Source organism: Marinomonas spartinae, assembly GCF_900089775.1.
GTDB classification, from domain to species: domain Bacteria; phylum Pseudomonadota; class Gammaproteobacteria; order Pseudomonadales; family Marinomonadaceae; genus Marinomonas; species Marinomonas spartinae.
Genome location: NZ_FLOB01000006.1, coordinates 175509 through 192599 on the forward strand (window position 1 = coordinate 175509; position 17091 = coordinate 192599).

Here is a 17091-nt window from a genome sequence, read left to right on the forward strand (position 1 = left end):
GATTGGAATTGTTAGTATGTTTATTAGATTTTATCTTGTTTTAATATTAAGTCTGTATAGTTCAATATCATTCTCATTGACAGTGGATGAGGCTAGGCATTTATTATCTAGAACGGGTTTTGGTGCCTCTCCAAAGGAGATATATGAATTGCTTCCTCTTACTAGAGAGCAAGCTGTAGATAAAATATTATCTGGGCTGGGTGGTCGGTTGGATGAGCCAGAGCTCGCTTTTACCAAGAAACCAATGCCAGACTATTTTTGGTATAAAAATAAACCAATTAATAAAGCAGAACCATTTTGGTTCGCTCGTGAAAAAGAGATGTTTCAGCTACGTGGTTGGTGGTTGGATAAAATGATTAGCACAAAAACACCGATAACAGAGCACATGGCTTTATTCTGGCATAATCATTTTGTTTCAAGCTACAAAGGAACAGGAGGCCTAACGGTACCTCTTTATAATCAGCTACAGCTGTTTCGTACTAAGGGAACAGAGAGTTTCTCCAGTTTGCTTCATGCTATTTTGAAAGATCCAGCAATGTTGATTTATCTAAATAATGACTTAAACACAAAAGAAAAACCTAATGAAAATCTATCACGAGAGCTTATGGAGTTATTTACATTAGGGACTGGTCATTATACTCAAAATGATGTGAGAGAGCTTGCTAAAATTCTAACAGGTAGAAGTGTTGATATTAGTAAAAGCTGGCATTATGTATATAAAAAAAATGATCATGTTGTAGGGAATAAGACTTTTTTAGGAAAGACTGGAGACTTAAATGTAGATGATGCAGTAGAGATTATTTTAGAAAACCCACATACAGCTGAGTTTTTGAGCAGAAAATTTTATAAGGAGTTTGTTGGTTTATCGCCGAATGAAAAGGCTGTGGCTGAGTTTGCTAAAGTAATGAGAGATGAAAAATATCAAATAAAGCCTTATTTACGCTATATATTTTTATCAAAATATTTTTGGGATAAGAAAAATAGAGGTAATCTAGTAAAGTCACCCGTTGACTTAGTGGTAGGTTTTGTTCGTACAACTGGCCTCAAGTTACCTGATATTCAAATACTTGATAGGTATATCCAAGTATCAGGGCAGTCTCTATTTTATCATGTTGATGTGTCTGGTTGGAAAGGTGGTTTGAGCTGGCTTAGTTCCTCTCAGCTTTTTTCTCGTCCAAAAATAATTAGTCGTTTATGGGATGCATATGATGATTCACAACAATTTGAAAAAGCGGCTCATGGTGATCTTCTAGTTAGAGTTTCTGGTGAATATTCAGGTGCTTACATACCCGCTTATGAAGTTCTTGTTAATGGGAAAAAAGTGGCTAGTGGTGTTTTAAAGACAGCAATAAATACCTTAACTGAGGGTGATTCATCAGTCCCAGATAGGCCGAATCCTATGTGGCAAACAATCGTGATTTCAAAATCTAAGTTACCATCCAATATTGAAGAGGTTGTCTTCCATTTTGTGTCGCCATCTGGTGTGCCAAAATGTATCCCTAATGACCAGAAGATGAGTATGGAAAGGTGTAAACAGTATTCATCTACCAGAGCCATTTTTGTCAATTGGATGCAAGTTAATGGTCAGCGCTTTCCTGTAGAGCAGGGGGTTCAATCTTATGATTCTGATAATGACATAACACCAATTGGAATGCTTTATCATCCTGCCCGTATTCGATTCGATATTGCAAAATTAAAAAAAGAAAATTCAGGTGTTAATCCGGCTCTTTTGGATTTATCCATTGGTAAGCATAGACTTAATAGTATTATTGAGCATGGTACTACAAGATTGCCATTAGCAATGCAACCAGCAGCAAGAAAACTGGGAACACCAACAGATTTTATCCGTGAGTTGAAAAATTATAAATTAGTTAAATCTTACCAATCAGTGCTTCTTTCGTTGAGCCCAATTGGAGGGTTTTCTGATGACAGTAATGAAATGAATGCTTCGAAGAAGATGTTCTTAGAAGATATCAAGAAGCTAACACTTGATCCTTCTTATAATTTCAAATGATTTTTACTATCAGTTCATAAAGTAAAAGGAACGACATTATGAAAATGGAAAATAAAAAAATAAATACTTTTGATATAAAGCGTAGAAAACTATTACGTAATAGTTTTCTAGGGATGTGTTCATTGCCATTTTCCAGCTCTGTTTTTGCTGGTTTGTCAAGTTCATCTGATGATTCTATCTTAGGAAAAAAACGAGTGATAGTTTATGAGTTAAATGGTGGGAATGATGGTCTAAGTACGATTATTCCTTATAATGACTCACTGTATAAGAAATTTCGTCCCACTTTAGCATTAGGTAGAGATGAAGTAATTCCGTTGAATAGTGATATTGCTCTTAGTAATAACCTTAGTTATATGAGTCAATTATTTAAGGACAATGATGTAGCTATCATTCAAGATGTTGGCTATCCAAATCCTGACCTTTCACATTTTGTATCGAGGGCCATCTGGGATAGTGGAAAGCCAGCCAAAGCGAATAGTGATGCTACTGGATGGTATGGAGATTTAGTTGTTCAAAATCGTTCTGCATTTCAGGAAGCTAACTTAGATGTTGATGCATTATGCTTCGAATCACATGCTGCATTTACTAATGGTGAAGGAGTAACATCATTAAATACGAAAAATATAGCTGAGTTTTTAAAAAGTGATTTTGTTGAACCGAACGCTAATACGAATTCATCTAGCGCACAGCAGTATCTCTATTCATTAATGGAAAAAAACAAACAAGTACGCTTACGCCTACTTTCAAGGTTGAATAACAAACTTCCTAAATGGAGTGGTTATGATACCCCCCTAAACAGGAACATTGAAATGGTAAACTGGTTTATTAAAGAGGGGGTGAAAACGCCAATTTATAAGATTGCACAAAGTGGTTTTGATACTCACTCAAATCAAAAAAATACTCATATACACCTAATGAAAACCTTAAATCAATCATTAGAGATGTTAGTGACTAGTCTAAAGAAGAGTTCTGAATGGAATAACACTATTATTCTTGTTCGTTCTGAATTTGGCAGACGTGTTGAGGAGAATGGTGGTAGAGGGACCGATCATGGAACATCTGGTCCTGTGTTTTTAATAGGAGGGAGTGTAAATGGAGGAGTTTATGGGAAACGGGCTGCTCTTGATGACCTAGATGGCAATGGTAATTTGAAATATACGACAGACTTTCGACAAGTATACTCAACTATTGCAAGTAACTTTTTTGAGCTTAAAAATAATGTCTTTTTGAAACAAGGCTTTGAGACAATTGGATTTATATGATAGTGAGTTTTTAATACTATTCGCCTGTTGGGATAATGTCATTTTTACTGTGCTGATTAAAACGAAAGAAAACCAGTATTTGCTATTGACCTCAAGTTAACCTGAGGTTTTATGCTTGCTTCAATACATGAGGCATTCAATACCAATAAGCAGTTATGGAGATTTCTAATGAGTATTATCGCCCTTTTAACTTAGCGAAAGAGTATCTAGAAACGCGTCGGACAAAACGAGCCTTTCGTCACCTAGATAATCATTTCTTAAAGGACTTGGGATTTTATCGCGAAGAAGGGCATATTTACCCTTTATCGGGCAGTAAAGAGGTGACAGAAGAAACAAAAGCATTTGCTCAAAAAACACCGACTGAAGCGTCATTAAAGCGTTGAATAGATCGGTGGGCTTGGCGATTGGTGTTATGCACTGTTGAATCAGCCGGATTAATATCCGGCTGATAAGCACTGGCAGGTTCTAATTCATCGGAGCGCTGAATGATCAGTGCGTCTGATTATCGGGTGACTTTAAGGTTGTGTTTTTGCTGAAATCGCTCGATGGCAAGCTCTATCAGCTGGGTAACGAGTGACTGCTGTGATAGACCAGAATGTTCCCACAGTTTTGGGTACATGCTAATGTTGGTAAAATCAGGTAATGTATTGATTTCATTTATGAAAATCTCATCATCTGATGTTAAAAACATGTCTACCCGTGCAAGCCCAGAACAGCACAGTAGCTGATAGACCTGAATGGCCGTGGCTTGAATTCTAGCCGTTTGGCTTGCGCTAATGTCGGCGGGAATGTTCAGTTCGGTGGCATTGGCATCCAGATATTTGCTTTCATAGCTATAAAATTTGTCACGGGTAAGGATCTCTCCAACGCTGGAGGCCATTACCTGATCGTTGCCAAGAATGGCGACTTCCAGTTCACGTCCGTCTACGGCTTCTTCGACCAGTACTTTTTGATCGAATTGGAAAGCATGGGTTATGGCTTGGATCAGGGATTCTTTATCGCTTGCTCGGCTGACACCAATGGAAGACCCCATGTTTGACGGTTTGACAAACACCGGGTAGCCGTATTGGGCTTCGATCTCATCGATCGGCCATTCCTTTTGCCAATGATAGAGTGTTGTAAACGCCGCGTTATGGATGCCAGCATCCCGTAGTAGGCGTTTCATGATGTCTTTATCCATGCCGACCGCACTGGCGGTGACATCGGCACCGACACAAGGCAGATTCGCCATTTTAGCCAGCCCTTGAACCGCACCATCTTCGCCATAAGGCCCATGCAGGACGGGAAATAACACATCAATTTGCCCAAGAGCCTCTTTATTGTCCATACGCACCAGCTGTCTTTCTGGGCCATTTGGTATCAGGCCCACTTGGGGGGAGGACACATTAAGAGCAATGTCTTTTGGGTTATCCGCATGAAATAACTTTATGGATTCTTCGTTTAGGAACCAGCGTCCATCACGGTCTATGCCAATGAGAACCGGCGTGAAGCGCTCAGGATCAAGAGAACGAATCACATTCTGAGCCGACTGTAAGGAAACTTCATGTTCCGCCGAACGCCCACCAAAAACAATAGCAACGGTGATTTTACCTGCTGTCATAGTAATTCCAACTGCACAATGAATAAGTCTCGATTTATAGCTTGAGTCTAGCAGCCCGACCAGCGTTGTCCTACTTGGGCGTCGCGGTACCAATGCATTAACACTTTATGATTATCGTCGTCAGCTGCCGGCGACCATGGCGCAAAATCCTCTTCTTTGAAGGCTTTATAAGGACCCTGTTTTACTTCAAAGATGACCGCATCGGTGTCCAGTGAGAGTACGGCGTGCCAGCCCGCTACAGGCGTTTCAATAACGGAGTCTTCTTCTCCTAAGATGGCACGGTTGATCACTACACCCTCATCGTCAAAAGTCAGGACGATGAAACGACCACGCAATGCTGTGAGCAGCTCCCATGTTTCCATATGACGATGAGGGCGAATGTAGGTGTCTGGCTCCATCGCGATGGCTAAGCGTTGAACGGGGTCTGATAAATCACTATGAATATTGTGATTCATTCGCAGACGAGGTGATAGCCGAGCGTCATCGCTAAGCGCGGAAAGTTGATCAAAACGGAGTTTATTCATGGTGTAGGGCACTTAATATAAAAAGAAAAAGTATGCTAATGCCAGTGTCACGACGAGTCAAACTTGTTTTATAAAGGCAGAGCGAATCAGCCCAATACCCGCTAATGCAAAAAGCCCTGAAACAGAGCCATCAATCCAGCGACTCGCTTTCTTATAGCCATTCATGACACCGTTCAAAGAAAACACCATGGAGTAGAGGGCATTCGTGAAAAAGCCAACGAGTACGCACACAAAAACGCCTAGTACAAGAAACGCCGTGCTATCGTTAGCTCCTAGGCCTACGGACAGCGCGGCCATCCAAGCGATTACTGTTTTAGGGTTCGATACATTGAGAAAGACGCCTTTAATAAACCAGCTCATAAGGGATCTTGTGCCTATTTCAACTTGGTCCATGTCGTTATCGGGATGTATCGCGGATTTAGCGGATAAAAAAGCTAGCCAGATGAGATAGAGACCTGCGAACACTTTAAGCGCCATAAGTAAATAAACAGAACTTTGCAGAACCACACCTAGGCCGCTTGCGGCAATAACGCCCCAAAATACCAACCCCGTGGATAGTCCCGCTCCATAGATTAAGCTGGTTTTTCTTCCTAAACGCATGGCCACGGTGGCATTAGAAACCGTGGCAGGTCCAGGTGACGCCGCAATCACAAAGAAAGCGAGACCGATGCTAAGTAAAGAGAGCATATTTATTTCCTCATGCAAGTAGATAAGATGACAGTATTATTGTGATAATGCGTATTGTAAAAACACTGTGGGTCTACTTACGCACCAGTCGTTCAACATTCAATTTAATGGAGCTATTCCTCAGAAAAGAGCTCCTTTAGCATTGGCTCAGGGTTGTTTAAAAATGCTTTAGTGACCTCATAATGTTCGGTATCTTGGTATTTTATTGGATACAGTCCCGACTTGTCGATTTGATAAATTTTGGCGCCGGGGTAAGCCATTAAAATGGGGGAATGGGTTGCCATAATGAACTGCGACCGCTGTGTCACGAGTTGATGCATTCTGCTTAAAATAGCTAGTTGTCGAGTCGGTGAGAGCGCAGCCTCCGGCTCGTCGAGGATATAAAGTCCATCGCCAGAGAAGCGCTGTATCATAAGTGATAGAAAGGATTCTCCGTGGGATTGATGGTGTAGCGATTTCCCACCATAACTGTCTTTAATTGCAGGAGGATCAATATAGGGAAAAGCAGCCTCGTCTAACTCGTCAATATTGGTAGCGACGTTATAGAAGCTTTCTGCCCGAAGAAAAAAACCATCTTTATAGCGCTTAAAAGACTTTGAAAAGCGCAGGTAATTATGCAGCTCAGAGTGGGTACTACGAGTACCAAAATGAAAGTTTTTCGAGCCGCCTTCGGCGTTGAATCCTAGACCCACCGCAATGGCTTCGAGCAGTGTTGATTTACCACTGCCATTTTCACCAACAAATATGGTGACTTCTTTGTCAAATTCTAAAAAATCCAGCTCTTTGACCGCCGGGATTGAGAAGGGGTAGACATGGAATGAATCGATGGTTTTCCTTTTCAGCTCAATTTCTTTTAGATAGGGCAAGGATTCCATAAGGTGCCCCTAGTCGCTTTTAACGGCATGAATCGTTATGTGATCGTTTGTTTCTCGTTCAGAGCGTTGGATGTCTAGTATACTAAAGCCTGATTGTTCTAGCTCAGCAACGAGATCTTCAGCGGAGCTAATATGACGATAAACGATACCATCTTTAAAAAGCTGATAGCTATCGCCTTTTGAACATAGGCTACTGACAAAAAAGACGCTCGCTTCTTGTAAAGCGCCTTCATGCGGGTCTGCTAAAGAGCCCTCGCGCGGGTCTGCTAAATAGCCATGTACTTTTTTTAGAAAGGTTCGTCTATCGTCACCAATAATGCAGTGCAAGCAGTTGCCATCGATTATTACCTGATAGCGTTCTGGTAAATGGACAGATTCATCGGTGAGATCAGCCACGAAAAACCTACCCTTAATGCCACTGGACAGGGCTTTTTCTTTTGCCCACTCAATGGCAGTAGGGAATATGTCTACTCCAGTTACGTCGTAGCCGTGTTGGGCAAACGCACGACATAAATGGCCTTCGCCACAGCCTAGTTCTAATAATTTGCCTTTTGGCATTGGGGCATCGATAGCAAAAAATCGTGTTACCTGTTCTGAATTTGTCAGTCTCTCGTTGCCACCCCAGCCCGCCCAACCTGCGTTTTTCGCCTGAACATACATGTCATCATGAATAGCGTAATTTGGTTGTTTGCTATTGTGATGAGTTGTCACTTTAACGTCCTCAATTCCAGAGAGCGAGCTTTCTCGTTATATGGGATAACACTAGTCTGATAGATAGTAAGTGACGGTTGAAACCACTCTAACTTTTTTGATTTGAGGGTTGTTCTTGTCTCTTTCGCTAATGCTAAATTGACCTTGCGAAGCGGTTTTAATTTTACCCAATGTGCTTTTTGAGTCGGAAGCAAATTTCTCGGCAACCTCACGAGCGTTTTGGGTCGCCTCTTCAATCATTTTGGGTTTTACTTCGTTTAGGCGGGTGAAAAGGTATTCTGTTTGCGCCTGATAATTGTTGCCAGTAAAGACGATGCCTTGTTTTCCTAAGTCTGACATATTCTCCATAACACGGCGCACAAGGTCTATATTTTTGGAATAGACAGTGACGGTTTGGGTGGCGGTATATCTGAATTTGGCTTGGCTATCATTGCCGTATTGTTGGGCAGATTTATCAATGATTGAGGGAGAAGAGAAAGAGATTTCATTCGCTCCAATGCCTGATTTTTCCAGAAAGGCTTTGATTTTTGCGGTGTTGTTATCAATCTCGTCGTACACTTTTTCAAGGTCGTTGCCAGCGATATTAAACTGAATGGGCCAAATAACAATGTCGGCTTTGTATTCTCGTTCGGATAGCCCTTTTACGGTCACCGTTCGCTCTAATTCCTTGTATTGGATGGCGGCATGACCAAGAAGATAGCCCAGAGAAGACAGGCCAATAATAATACAGACTCCCAGAATGAGTGAGCTTGTTCTATTCAATGTCGACACAACGTTCTCCCTTTGAATGTGATGGTATTGAATCTAGATCCATCTAAGCACATTGTTATGTCGCGGCAGAAAAGTCAATATACGGTTCTGCTTGGTGTCGTTGTGCATTCGCACCAAAGGCAGCCCTTTAATTGCTTCTTAACACGTAAGCGTTAATGAACTATTGATGTGTTCACATACCAGGTATCATTTTTTCGATGGATACCAATAGTGATAAGAGCTTCGCGTTTTTCGTAAAGACCTTTCCATACAAAACGGTAGCATCCATCGTGATCGTCAGCACGGTAGCATTGCAACGAACCAAAATACTCGTAGCCAAGGTTTTTACCATTTCTCGCGTTCATGTGTTTTATGTCATCCTCAAAAACCGCTCGAGAAAAATTGACCAAGTCTTTTTCTTCATAATGCCTTGTGAAGAGCTCATAGTCACCCGTCTCGTCTGCTTCGAGCATTTCTATTAAGAAGCCTTCTGCGATGGCTTTTTCATCTTGCAAATTGGACATTAGATCTTGCTCCTTGGAGATTCATTTTCAGATTATAAGAATAACGATCAGGCACTTGATGGGGAATAACGTTTTTTACTCAAAGCGTCGTCCTTTCTAACCTTGTTTATGTTCCTGTATAGGATAGTACATGATTACTATGGAGTTCGCCTTCAAGGTCAAAGTTGAGTTCTCCGATAATTTGAAATCCCAGCTTTTTATAAAACGCGATGGCTCCGTGATTGTTTATCCAAGTCGATAGCCAAAAAGGCGAGCCATACAAAGATTCTATTTTCTTTAACAGCTTTTTACCTATGCCTTGTCCTTGGAAATGTGTGGAGACATACAGTGTGACCACTTCATATCCTGCGCTTGAGCTTTCATTGAACCTAGACTCAATATCAACAAGGACAAAACCCACAAGGTGATCTTCCTCTTCATACACAAGAATATTGCACGATGCCTGATCAAGTAGCTTAAGAAAATGACTTTCAGTAAATGTTGATAAAGCATATTCGGATATCTTTTTTCGAATCCCTTCGGTGGCGTAAGTATTCAGCCAGACTTGCAGTGAAAGTGCTGCTAAGTTTAAGCAATCGCTTTTTTCAGCTCGTCTTATCATATAGGCTTCTTCCGTTTACTTTGCTTTATGGCTCTTTTGACATTCAGTTTCCATAAATGTATGTCAGCTTCACATTGCATTAGTCTAATATTTTTATGATTCCACCGCGCTAACACTTGTTACGTTCTTCAATTCCAAACATTCTCCTTCCATGGCTTTCGCGTCCTCAGGATCATGGGTGACAAGCAGGGCGGGTATGTTGGCTTGGCGTATTTCGTCCAACACAAAGGCTCTTACGTCGCGTCTTAGGGCTGGGTCGAGTTTGCTAAAGGGTTCGTCTAGGAGCAGGTATTTCGGTTCAGCCAGTAGAGTGCGCAGCAGGGCGACACGAGCTTGTTGGCCGCCGGAGAGTTCTTTGGGTAGGGCGTTGGCTTTGTTTTCGATATCGAGTCGAGCAAGGGCCTTGATAGCAAGTGCTTGGCGCTCACTTTTTTTGACTCGAAAGGGAATGGCGAAAAGTAAATTTTCTATGATGCTCATATGTGGAAAGAGCAAAGGCATTTGCTGTAGCAAGCCGACTTGTCGCTCTTGAGTGGGTAATAAGTGCAAAGCTTGATCCTTGAGGTAGATCTCACCTGAGGCGCTAAGATGAGGCGTGAGTGAGCCACTCAAAAAGTTGAGTAAACTGGATTTGCCAATGCCGCTTGGCCCCATAATGGAGAGAACTTGTCCGCTTTCAATCTTGAAGCTTAAATTGTCAATCAGTCGTTTACCGTCTAATGACAAGGAAAACGCGTTTACACTGAGCACATTATCGTCCTTCTGCTGGCTTTTTTTACCTGTATACAGTTACTTTTTATCGATAGAGGATTTTTTCCTCATACTAAATGACGTTTTTAACGCCAACCGCCATTTTGTCCAATGGCGCGGAAGCTGTTGTGACAGCCAAAAAACAAAAACAGGGAAGAAGGCTTGTAATAAGGCCATACTACCAACTTGTTTTCGGTCGCCTGAAGCGGCTCTTGCCACGGCTTCCGTGGTCAGTGTGCTATGGCGACCTTCGCCTGCGATCAGGGTCGGTAAATATTGCGCGACACTAACGGAAAAGCCAATGGCAAAGGCGGTAAAGAGGGCGGGTTTTAGCATAGCAAGTTTAATGAGCAGATAGTTGCGCCAAGGTTGGTAGCGTAAGCGGTTTGCCTGATACAGATACTCTTCTTGATAAGCCAAATAGGGGCCTTTTAACGTCAAATAGACATAAGGCAATACATACAACAAATGCATGGCGATAATGGCCAAAAAGGAGCCATTGATATTGGTTTGTAGCATGAGGACGGAGACCCCAAACAGAAAGCCAACTTGAGGTAACAGAATCGGTACGTAGATCAGCCAATCAAAGGGATGGTGTTTTGGCGGCGTCTCTTTAGTGTAAGACGCGCGTTTGCTTTCCAGCATGAGCAAGCTCATTAAACAGGCGATACCCGTCGCAGCTAAGGCAATGAGTAATGTATTGCTGGATAATTGAATTAATAAAGGGATGGCACTGTGGATGTTGTCCCATGTCCATTGACTGGGCAGGGCATCAGGAAAGCGCCAACGGCGTGTTAGCGACCACATTGGCAATACCAAAAGGGCTAAAAAGGCCGTGATTAACGATAAGACGCCGAGCATTGCCCCGAGTTGGACAAGATAATCTGTTGCCCCTTGGCGTTTGCCGTTACTGCGTTCTGGCGTTGTCAGTTGTTGTAATACACGGTGACCAAACTCCCAAGCCGCCAAGACGATGGCAATGACGATCATTAATACCACTGCACCGGCACTGGCGATATAGCGCATAGAAAGGTCAGGAGCGTTAAACCAACGTAGCAGTGTGACGGACAGCGTGGAGGGGGTATTGGGTCCGATAATCATAGCCAAATCGACCACCGTGAGACTAAAGGCAATGACGATAAAGATAGGCAGTCTCACAATGGGGTAGAGCTGCGGAATCAGGATCTTACGCCATGTGGTTAACCGGCTATAACCGAGCGTCCGACACACTTGTAAACTCTGTCTGGCTTGCATGGTTTGCAAACTGGCCAACATCACAAACAACAAATAAGGCATCTCTTTGATAACGAGAGCGAAGATCAGCGAAAGAGCATAGGGGTCTTGGGTGGTGATCCAATTAGGCGGGCGCTCAAAGCCTGTTAACCAAGGGCTAAAAAGGCGAAGTAACCAACCCGATGGGCTAAGTAAAAACAACAAGCCAATGGCGATGGCGGCATGGGGGATGGCCAAAATGGGCGCAAGCATGGCTTCAATGCGACGGAAAAGCGGCTTTTCATACCCCCAAGCAAGCAAGGATAAGGCCAGCCAAACCGCTAATAATGGAGCGCCAATGCCAGAAATTAGGGTGAGTGTAAGGCTTGAGTAGAACTCTTCAGAATGAAAGAGGGTGAGCCAAGGGGCGAGTGAAAATTGATGGCTACCTAAGGGCGGAAAATACTGAAAAGCAGGTAACACGGTACCGACTAGCCCCACGGCAATGGGCATGGCTAGTAGAAAAACCAGCAAACTTGCAACCTGCTTTGGGTGTTTCAACGGCATGGAAAAGGTTTGCTCATGTTTTCACTTCTATCAATGGCTTGCCTCGTTTTATTGGGCATAACGTTTGCGCCATTCTTTTTCTAAGGCATTCACCCAGGTGCTATTAGGTTCTGGGAGCGTTTTGCCTAGTTGTTTGATACTAAGAGTGGCGATGCCTTTTGGTATGGCATCAAATTTCGCTTGATCGGCTGGCGAGAGTTTGGCATAAGACAAGACGCTTAAATCCCCCCATACAGTTGGTTTTTGTTTCTCTATTTGCGCCTCGGGCGAAAGCATAAAGTTGGCCACCACCTGTGCCGCGGCTTTGGCGCTACTGTTGTAAGGAATGGCTAAGAAGTGTGTGTTGCCAATGGTGCCATTGGTGAATACGTAAGAGCGAACGCTGTCGGGCAAATTCCCCTTGGCGATTTGTACGGATGCGGCGGAGACATCGAAACTAAACGCAATATCGATTTCTTGATCGTTTAATAAACGGATCATCGCCTGAGAATCTTTCGGGAAGGTCTTTCCATCGCGCCAAGCAACCTTATTGAGTTTATCAAGGTACGCCCAAAGAGGTGCCGTCACCTTTTGAAAGGTCACTTGATTGACGGGTTTAAGCAGTGCGGCACGATCATTTGTTAATTCGTATAAGGCTTGTTTTAAAAAGGTAACCCCTAAGAATTGTGGTGGCGCAGGATAAGTTACTCGGCCAGGATGGGCTTGGGCGTAAGCGAGCAAAGCTTTCATGGATTTAGGTGGATTTTTTAGGGTGGCAGTGTCATACATAAAAACGACTTGCGCCATGCCCCAAGGGGATTCCATACCATCGACAGGAGTGCCGAAATCGTTTGTTAAACTTTCCCGAGCATTTGGATCGACGTATTTTTTATAATTGGGCAAGTTGTGACTAAAAGGACCGTATAATAGGTGATGGTCTTTCATTGCTCGAAAGTTTTCGCCATTGATCCAGATTAGATCTACAGAGCCGTGTGTGTTTTTCCCCGCTGCTTTTTCGGCCAAAATACGATTGACGGCGTCTGCGGTATCACTCAGTTTGACCTGTTTTAAGGTGATGTCGTATTTCTTTTTGACTTGTCCCGCTGCCCATTGAATATAATCGTTAATATTATCTGCGCCGCCCCAGGCATTGAAATAGACCGTTTCGCCTTTGGCTTCTTTTAAAGTCTCTGACCAGCTCTGCGCCATCAGGTTGCTTGAAAGTGATAAGGCCATTAGGCTGGCAGACAGAAAGCTGGCCATCTTTATAGTTTTCATAAACGTCATGGTAGAAAGGCTCCTGCATTAATAGGGCTGATTTATCAAGCTCAGCTTTAATGTATCTGGTTTATTACGATGATTAAGGTAAATATAAAGTAGTAAGTTTAGCGGTTGGATGCAATTTATATCCATAAGTTCAATCATTTAGCGTAAAATAGTGACGATTTTCCATGGTCGACATGTTTAGACGATGAGGTTTTATGCCATATCAGATTTTCTCTCACGTATTACCCAGTGCTTCGTTGGGCACTCAGCGTATTATTAAAGCCCACCATTTTGGTGTGCAGGGTGCTCGGCCAAAAGTGTACCTACAAGCCGGATTGCATGCGGACGAATGGCCAGGCTTTTTACTGCTGAATACGTTACTTAAGCATTTAAAAAAAGCCGATGAAGCAGGGTTGATTCAAGGGGAAATTGTGATTGTCCCTGTGGCGAATCCAATTGGTTTAGCACAAAACTTCCATGGTTATGTCCCTGGTCGGTTTGCTTTTTCTGATGGAGGTGGCAACTTTAATCGTAACTGGCCGCAAATCGGTCAACAGGTCGCCAAGCGTATTCAATCCTCCATTACAGGGGATGTTGAAGAAAATAAAGTACTGGTGCGTGAAGCGATTCGAGAAGAGTTGAAGCAGTTGCCGGATATGACTGAGCTGCAAGGCATGAAAAAGACGCTCTTGGCACTCTCTATGGACGCCGATGAAGTACTGGATTTGCATTGTTCCGGTGAGGCGATGCTTCATGGCTATTTGCCACAAGAATTTGAAGACTATTTTAAGCCATTGTTAGGGTTGCTTGGGGCAAAAGTTGGTTTGTCAGAGTTAGAAACGGGCGCGGCCTCATTTGACGAGACCAATGTAAGTGTTTGGCGTGAGTTGAAAGGGCACTATGCTCATCTTATCCCGTGGGGCTGCCGTTCGATGACCATTGAACTACGGGGGGAGAATGATATTTCCGATGAGGTGGCCGAACACGATGCCAAAGCGCTGCTTGAGTATCTGGTGCTGCGTGGTGTCGTTCATGGAGAGGTCTCTCAAGGTGAGGTTACTCAAGATGATAGCTCAAAGAGAGACGATTCAGCGGTTGTTTACTATCCGTTGGATGCTATGGATCTGGTGAAAGCACCTTGTGCGGGTATTGTCTGCTACAGCAAACAGATTGGCGACGAGGTAGAAGCTGGGGAAGTCATTGGTGAAGTGGTCAATTTAATGGAAGATGATGTAACGACCTCACGCTACCCATTGGTAGCTCGTACGAATGGCGTATTGTTTGCCCGTTACCAGCGCCGATTAGTCATGTGTGGGGAATCTGTGGCTAAAATTGCGGGACGAGAACACCTTGCCTATCGTGAAATTGGTCGTTTGTTTGAGGACTGATGTCGAAGTAGTGGATTGGCTTAAGTGGCCAAAGAGAAGACAACGATTGTATTTTAGTATTGAGAGTATTGAGTGACAGAACAAGCCAGCCAGACACGACAGCTCACCCAAGAACAACAGTGTGTTGTGCAACACGATTTAGCCACGCCAGCCAAGGTCATTGCCGTGGCGGGGGCGGGTAAAACCACCACACTGATTTCGCGCATTGAGTATTTGTTGATGCAAGGAGTGGATGCCTCACAGATTGGCGTGTTCATGTTTAACAAAAGCGCCCAAGAAGAATTTTCCGAGCGCTTAAGTCAACACCTGTCTTCAAATGGCTTTATGCGTTCACCCAGCGTGATGACGTTTCATGGTTTTGGTTTAAAGCTGTGTCGTCGGATGGAGCAGCAAGGCTGGTTGCCCAATGCTAAGTTAGTCACCGATGATTTTAGTTTGGTAAAAATGTTACGGGAGGCTATGAGTCTCTTAGTTCGCAAAGGCGAGAAGGTGACACTTCAAGATGAAAAGGATTGGCTCGAAGATGTGTTGCTGTTTATTGACCAAGTGAAAGCGTCCGCTCAGCCCGCCCAAGAGGTATTCAAACGTCTCGGTTGGTCGAAAGAACGTCAATTTTTTCCAGCGCTGTATAATGAATTGGAAAGCCTGCGTAAACGTCATAATATACGTTTTTTCTCCGATTTATTGTCTGATCCCTACGAATTGTTATTTGCGTTGAGTGAAGAAGAACGCCACCAAATACAAGGTTTTGTGCCCGCTTTTCGCTATTTGTTGATTGATGAATTTCAAGATATTAATCCTTGTCAGTACGAGTTGCTAAAAATGCTTTATCCCGCGCCTTGTCAATGGATGATTGTCGGGGACGTTCAGCAGTGTATCTACGAATGGCGTGGTGCAAGCCCTGATATTATGGCGACCCAGTTTGATAGGGACTTTCAGTCCGTGCAAACTTACCCACTTAGTACCAGCTTTCGTTTTGGGCATTCCGTGGGATTAATGGCATCGAGCGTGATCAGTGAAAACGATCCGGATGCCTTGGTCATCGGCGAAGGGGATCGTACGCGGGTGTCGTTTGCTCGCGCACCAAAAACAGGCAAAGCGCTATTGAGGGAACTCAAAACTTGGGTCGAAGAAGGGCGAGCCTTGAGTGAAAGTGCTGTTTTGGTGCGTTTGTACAGTGACATGGTGCCTATACAGTTGGCTTTGATGCACAAGGCTGTCCCTTACCAATTACATGGTGATTCCCCTTTAATGGAAAACCGCCAGATTCGGATGTTGGTAGCGTATCTTGGGGTAATTGCTGGTGGCTTGGAGAACCCTGATTTGTTCTTTCGTCGCGATGATGTGGAATTCCTACTGAGTGTGCCCAGCTTAGGCGGTTCTATGGCACAGCGAAAAACCTTGATTCAACAGGCAAAACAATCGCCACACTTACTGCCACAAATGATCGATACCATGGCGGATCAAGCCGAAGGCTGGCGAGCCAAAAAGCTCTACGAACGCGCTGATTGGTTGCGTAGTTTGACAATGTATCGCTCTGACCCAGCACAAGGGTTAGCTTATACGTTAGAAAAGCTGGGAATCTATCGATACTTTGAAAGCACCAGCAATAAAGATATTCAGACTCAAGAGAAGATTGCCACTTGCGATGCCTTTATCGCCTATGTGCGTGGCGTTGGCGGGCAGGCACAGGATATTTTAACTCAGTTGGCGGCATTGAATGAACGACATACCGACGACGTGAACGGCGTTCACCTAATGACCATTCATAAATCCAAGGGGTTAGAGTTCGACTTAGTTTTGTTGTCTGGACTGCAAGAAGGGCGCTTTCCCTATTACGATGAAGACTTAAGTCATATCGATCAGCAGGCAGCCAGTCAGATGCAATCTGAACGCCGATTATTTTATGTGGCGATTACTCGGGCTAAGCAGCAATTGGTGATTTTAGAAACGCCTACAGCAGATGAAAATAAGCGGATGAAACGCGGTGATATCCCTCGGACAGCGTTGAAGAATATGGCTTTGTCGCGTTTTGTGTTTGAGGCTCAGCCCTACGCCGTCAGTCACATTTGTCAGCGTTGGCACGAAGATAGCAATGATGACCCCATTGATACGGCAAAAGGCACGTTGTTTCAACGCTATTTGAGTCGTGTTGATTCGGCACCGAGATTGATTTTTCGCCACCAGTTAAGTGACCAGACCCAAGGCTTAAAAGCCGGGGATAAAGTGCGACACGATCGATTTGGTCAGGGGGTCGTAGTGCGTCAGGAACAAGAAGGTAAGCGAATGATTTTTGTGGACTTTGGTGATCAAGGATTGAAACGATTCAACCCTCAACAAACTCAACTGGTGAAGTTGTCCTCTCGCTCTTAGGCCTTTCA

At 43.7% G+C, this 17091-nt stretch carries 16 protein-coding genes; 5 read left to right on the plus strand and 11 right to left on the minus strand.

Features of this window, described 5'->3' with window-relative positions:
* The first annotated feature begins 16 nt into the window (after nt 1-16).
* The 3 genes from MSP8886_RS13920 (at nt 17) to MSP8886_RS13930 (ending at nt 3659) form a co-directional block, all read left to right on the plus strand.
* Nucleotides 17-2014 (plus strand): DUF1800 domain-containing protein, encoded by a 1998-nt coding sequence (locus MSP8886_RS13920; RefSeq protein ID WP_083200961.1) that lies wholly within the window; start codon nt 17-19, stop codon nt 2012-2014.
* Nucleotides 2015-2052: 38 nt separating this feature from the next.
* Nucleotides 2053-3276 carry a DUF1501 domain-containing protein gene (locus MSP8886_RS13925; protein WP_067017456.1) on the plus strand — a complete coding sequence of 408 codons (1224 nt, stop codon included), beginning with the start codon at nt 2053-2055 and terminating at the stop codon, nt 3274-3276.
* A gap of 155 nt (nt 3277-3431) precedes the next feature.
* Complete coding sequence (locus MSP8886_RS13930; protein WP_067017458.1) at nt 3432-3659, plus strand: hypothetical protein; 228 nt, start codon at nt 3432-3434, stop codon at nt 3657-3659.
* 119 nt (nt 3660-3778) lie between these two features.
* Here the strand turns inward: MSP8886_RS13930 and ddlA are convergent, their stop codons facing one another.
* From ddlA to MSP8886_RS13985, 11 genes are all read right to left on the minus strand, one after another.
* Nucleotides 3779-4876 carry a D-alanine--D-alanine ligase gene (gene ddlA, locus MSP8886_RS13935; protein WP_067017459.1) on the minus strand — a complete coding sequence of 366 codons (1098 nt, stop codon included), beginning with the start codon at nt 4874-4876 and terminating at the stop codon, nt 3779-3781.
* 47 nt (nt 4877-4923) lie between these two features.
* A complete protein-coding gene (locus tag MSP8886_RS13940) occupies nt 4924-5400 on the minus strand; it encodes a WbuC family cupin fold metalloprotein (RefSeq protein WP_067017460.1) in 477 nt (158 codons plus the stop codon).
* A 57-nt stretch (nt 5401-5457) separates the two neighbouring features.
* On the minus strand, nt 5458-6087 hold the full coding sequence (locus tag MSP8886_RS13945) for a LysE family translocator (protein ID WP_067017462.1): 630 nt from the start codon (nt 6085-6087) through the stop codon (nt 5458-5460).
* A 113-nt stretch (nt 6088-6200) separates the two neighbouring features.
* A complete protein-coding gene (locus tag MSP8886_RS13950; protein ID WP_067017464.1) occupies nt 6201-6962 on the minus strand; it encodes an AAA family ATPase in 762 nt (253 codons plus the stop codon).
* Between the two features lie 9 nt (nt 6963-6971).
* Entirely contained in the window at nt 6972-7673 is a 702-nt protein-coding gene (locus tag MSP8886_RS13955; RefSeq protein ID WP_217491351.1) for a class I SAM-dependent methyltransferase, read from the minus strand.
* 51 nt (nt 7674-7724) lie between these two features.
* Entirely contained in the window at nt 7725-8444 is a 720-nt protein-coding gene (locus MSP8886_RS13960; protein WP_067017466.1) for an SIMPL domain-containing protein, read from the minus strand.
* A gap of 152 nt (nt 8445-8596) precedes the next feature.
* Nucleotides 8597-8947: a hypothetical protein gene (locus MSP8886_RS13965; protein ID WP_067017468.1), complete on the minus strand. Its 351-nt coding sequence runs from the start codon at nt 8945-8947 to the stop codon at nt 8597-8599.
* A gap of 106 nt (nt 8948-9053) precedes the next feature.
* Nucleotides 9054-9548, minus strand: a complete 495-nt coding sequence (locus MSP8886_RS13970; RefSeq protein ID WP_067017470.1) for a GNAT family N-acetyltransferase — start codon at nt 9546-9548, stop codon at nt 9054-9056.
* Nucleotides 9549-9641: 93 nt separating this feature from the next.
* Nucleotides 9642-10298 (minus strand): ATP-binding cassette domain-containing protein, encoded by a 657-nt coding sequence (locus MSP8886_RS13975; protein WP_067017471.1) that lies wholly within the window; start codon nt 10296-10298, stop codon nt 9642-9644.
* 39 nt (nt 10299-10337) lie between these two features.
* Nucleotides 10338-12077 carry an ABC transporter permease gene (locus tag MSP8886_RS13980; RefSeq protein ID WP_067017472.1) on the minus strand — a complete coding sequence of 580 codons (1740 nt, stop codon included), beginning with the start codon at nt 12075-12077 and terminating at the stop codon, nt 10338-10340.
* A gap of 48 nt (nt 12078-12125) precedes the next feature.
* Nucleotides 12126-13343, minus strand: coding sequence for an ABC transporter substrate-binding protein (locus tag MSP8886_RS13985; protein ID WP_245659102.1), 1218 nt, complete (start codon nt 13341-13343; stop codon nt 12126-12128).
* Between the two features lie 194 nt (nt 13344-13537).
* Between MSP8886_RS13985 and MSP8886_RS13990 the strand changes: the two genes are divergently transcribed.
* The gene (locus MSP8886_RS13990) at nt 13538-14710 is read left to right on the plus strand and encodes a M14 family zinc carboxypeptidase (protein ID WP_067017473.1); all 1173 of its coding nucleotides are present in this window, start codon (nt 13538-13540) and stop codon (nt 14708-14710) included.
* A gap of 72 nt (nt 14711-14782) precedes the next feature.
* Nucleotides 14783-17083: an ATP-dependent helicase gene (locus MSP8886_RS13995; RefSeq protein ID WP_067017475.1), complete on the plus strand. Its 2301-nt coding sequence runs from the start codon at nt 14783-14785 to the stop codon at nt 17081-17083.
* Nucleotides 17084-17091: the final 8 nt, after the last annotated feature.

Excerpts from the sequence above, each read along its gene's own strand:
- MSP8886_RS13980 (WP_067017472.1), bottom strand. The coding sequence starts at position 12,077 with ATGCCGTTGAAACACCCAAAGCAGGTTGCAAGTTTGCTGGTTTTTCTA.
- MSP8886_RS13945 (WP_067017462.1), bottom strand. The coding sequence starts at position 6,087 with ATGCTCTCTTTACTTAGCATCGGTCTCGCTTTCTTTGTGATTGCGGCG.
- ddlA (WP_067017459.1), bottom strand. The coding sequence starts at position 4,876 with ATGACAGCAGGTAAAATCACCGTTGCTATTGTTTTTGGTGGGCGTTCG.
- MSP8886_RS13985 (WP_245659102.1), bottom strand. The coding sequence starts at position 13,343 with ATGACGTTTATGAAAACTATAAAGATGGCCAGCTTTCTGTCTGCCAGC.
- MSP8886_RS13925 (WP_067017456.1), top strand. The coding sequence starts at position 2,053 with ATGAAAATGGAAAATAAAAAAATAAATACTTTTGATATAAAGCGTAGA.
- MSP8886_RS13990 (WP_067017473.1), top strand. The coding sequence starts at position 13,538 with ATGCCATATCAGATTTTCTCTCACGTATTACCCAGTGCTTCGTTGGGC.
- MSP8886_RS13940 (WP_067017460.1), bottom strand. The coding sequence starts at position 5,400 with ATGAATAAACTCCGTTTTGATCAACTTTCCGCGCTTAGCGATGACGCT.
- MSP8886_RS13970 (WP_067017470.1), bottom strand. The coding sequence starts at position 9,548 with ATGATAAGACGAGCTGAAAAAAGCGATTGCTTAAACTTAGCAGCACTT.
- MSP8886_RS13930 (WP_067017458.1), top strand. The coding sequence starts at position 3,432 with ATGGAGATTTCTAATGAGTATTATCGCCCTTTTAACTTAGCGAAAGAG.
- MSP8886_RS13950 (WP_067017464.1), bottom strand. The coding sequence starts at position 6,962 with ATGGAATCCTTGCCCTATCTAAAAGAAATTGAGCTGAAAAGGAAAACC.
- MSP8886_RS13965 (WP_067017468.1), bottom strand. The coding sequence starts at position 8,947 with ATGTCCAATTTGCAAGATGAAAAAGCCATCGCAGAAGGCTTCTTAATA.
- MSP8886_RS13920 (WP_083200961.1), top strand. The coding sequence starts at position 17 with ATGTTTATTAGATTTTATCTTGTTTTAATATTAAGTCTGTATAGTTCA.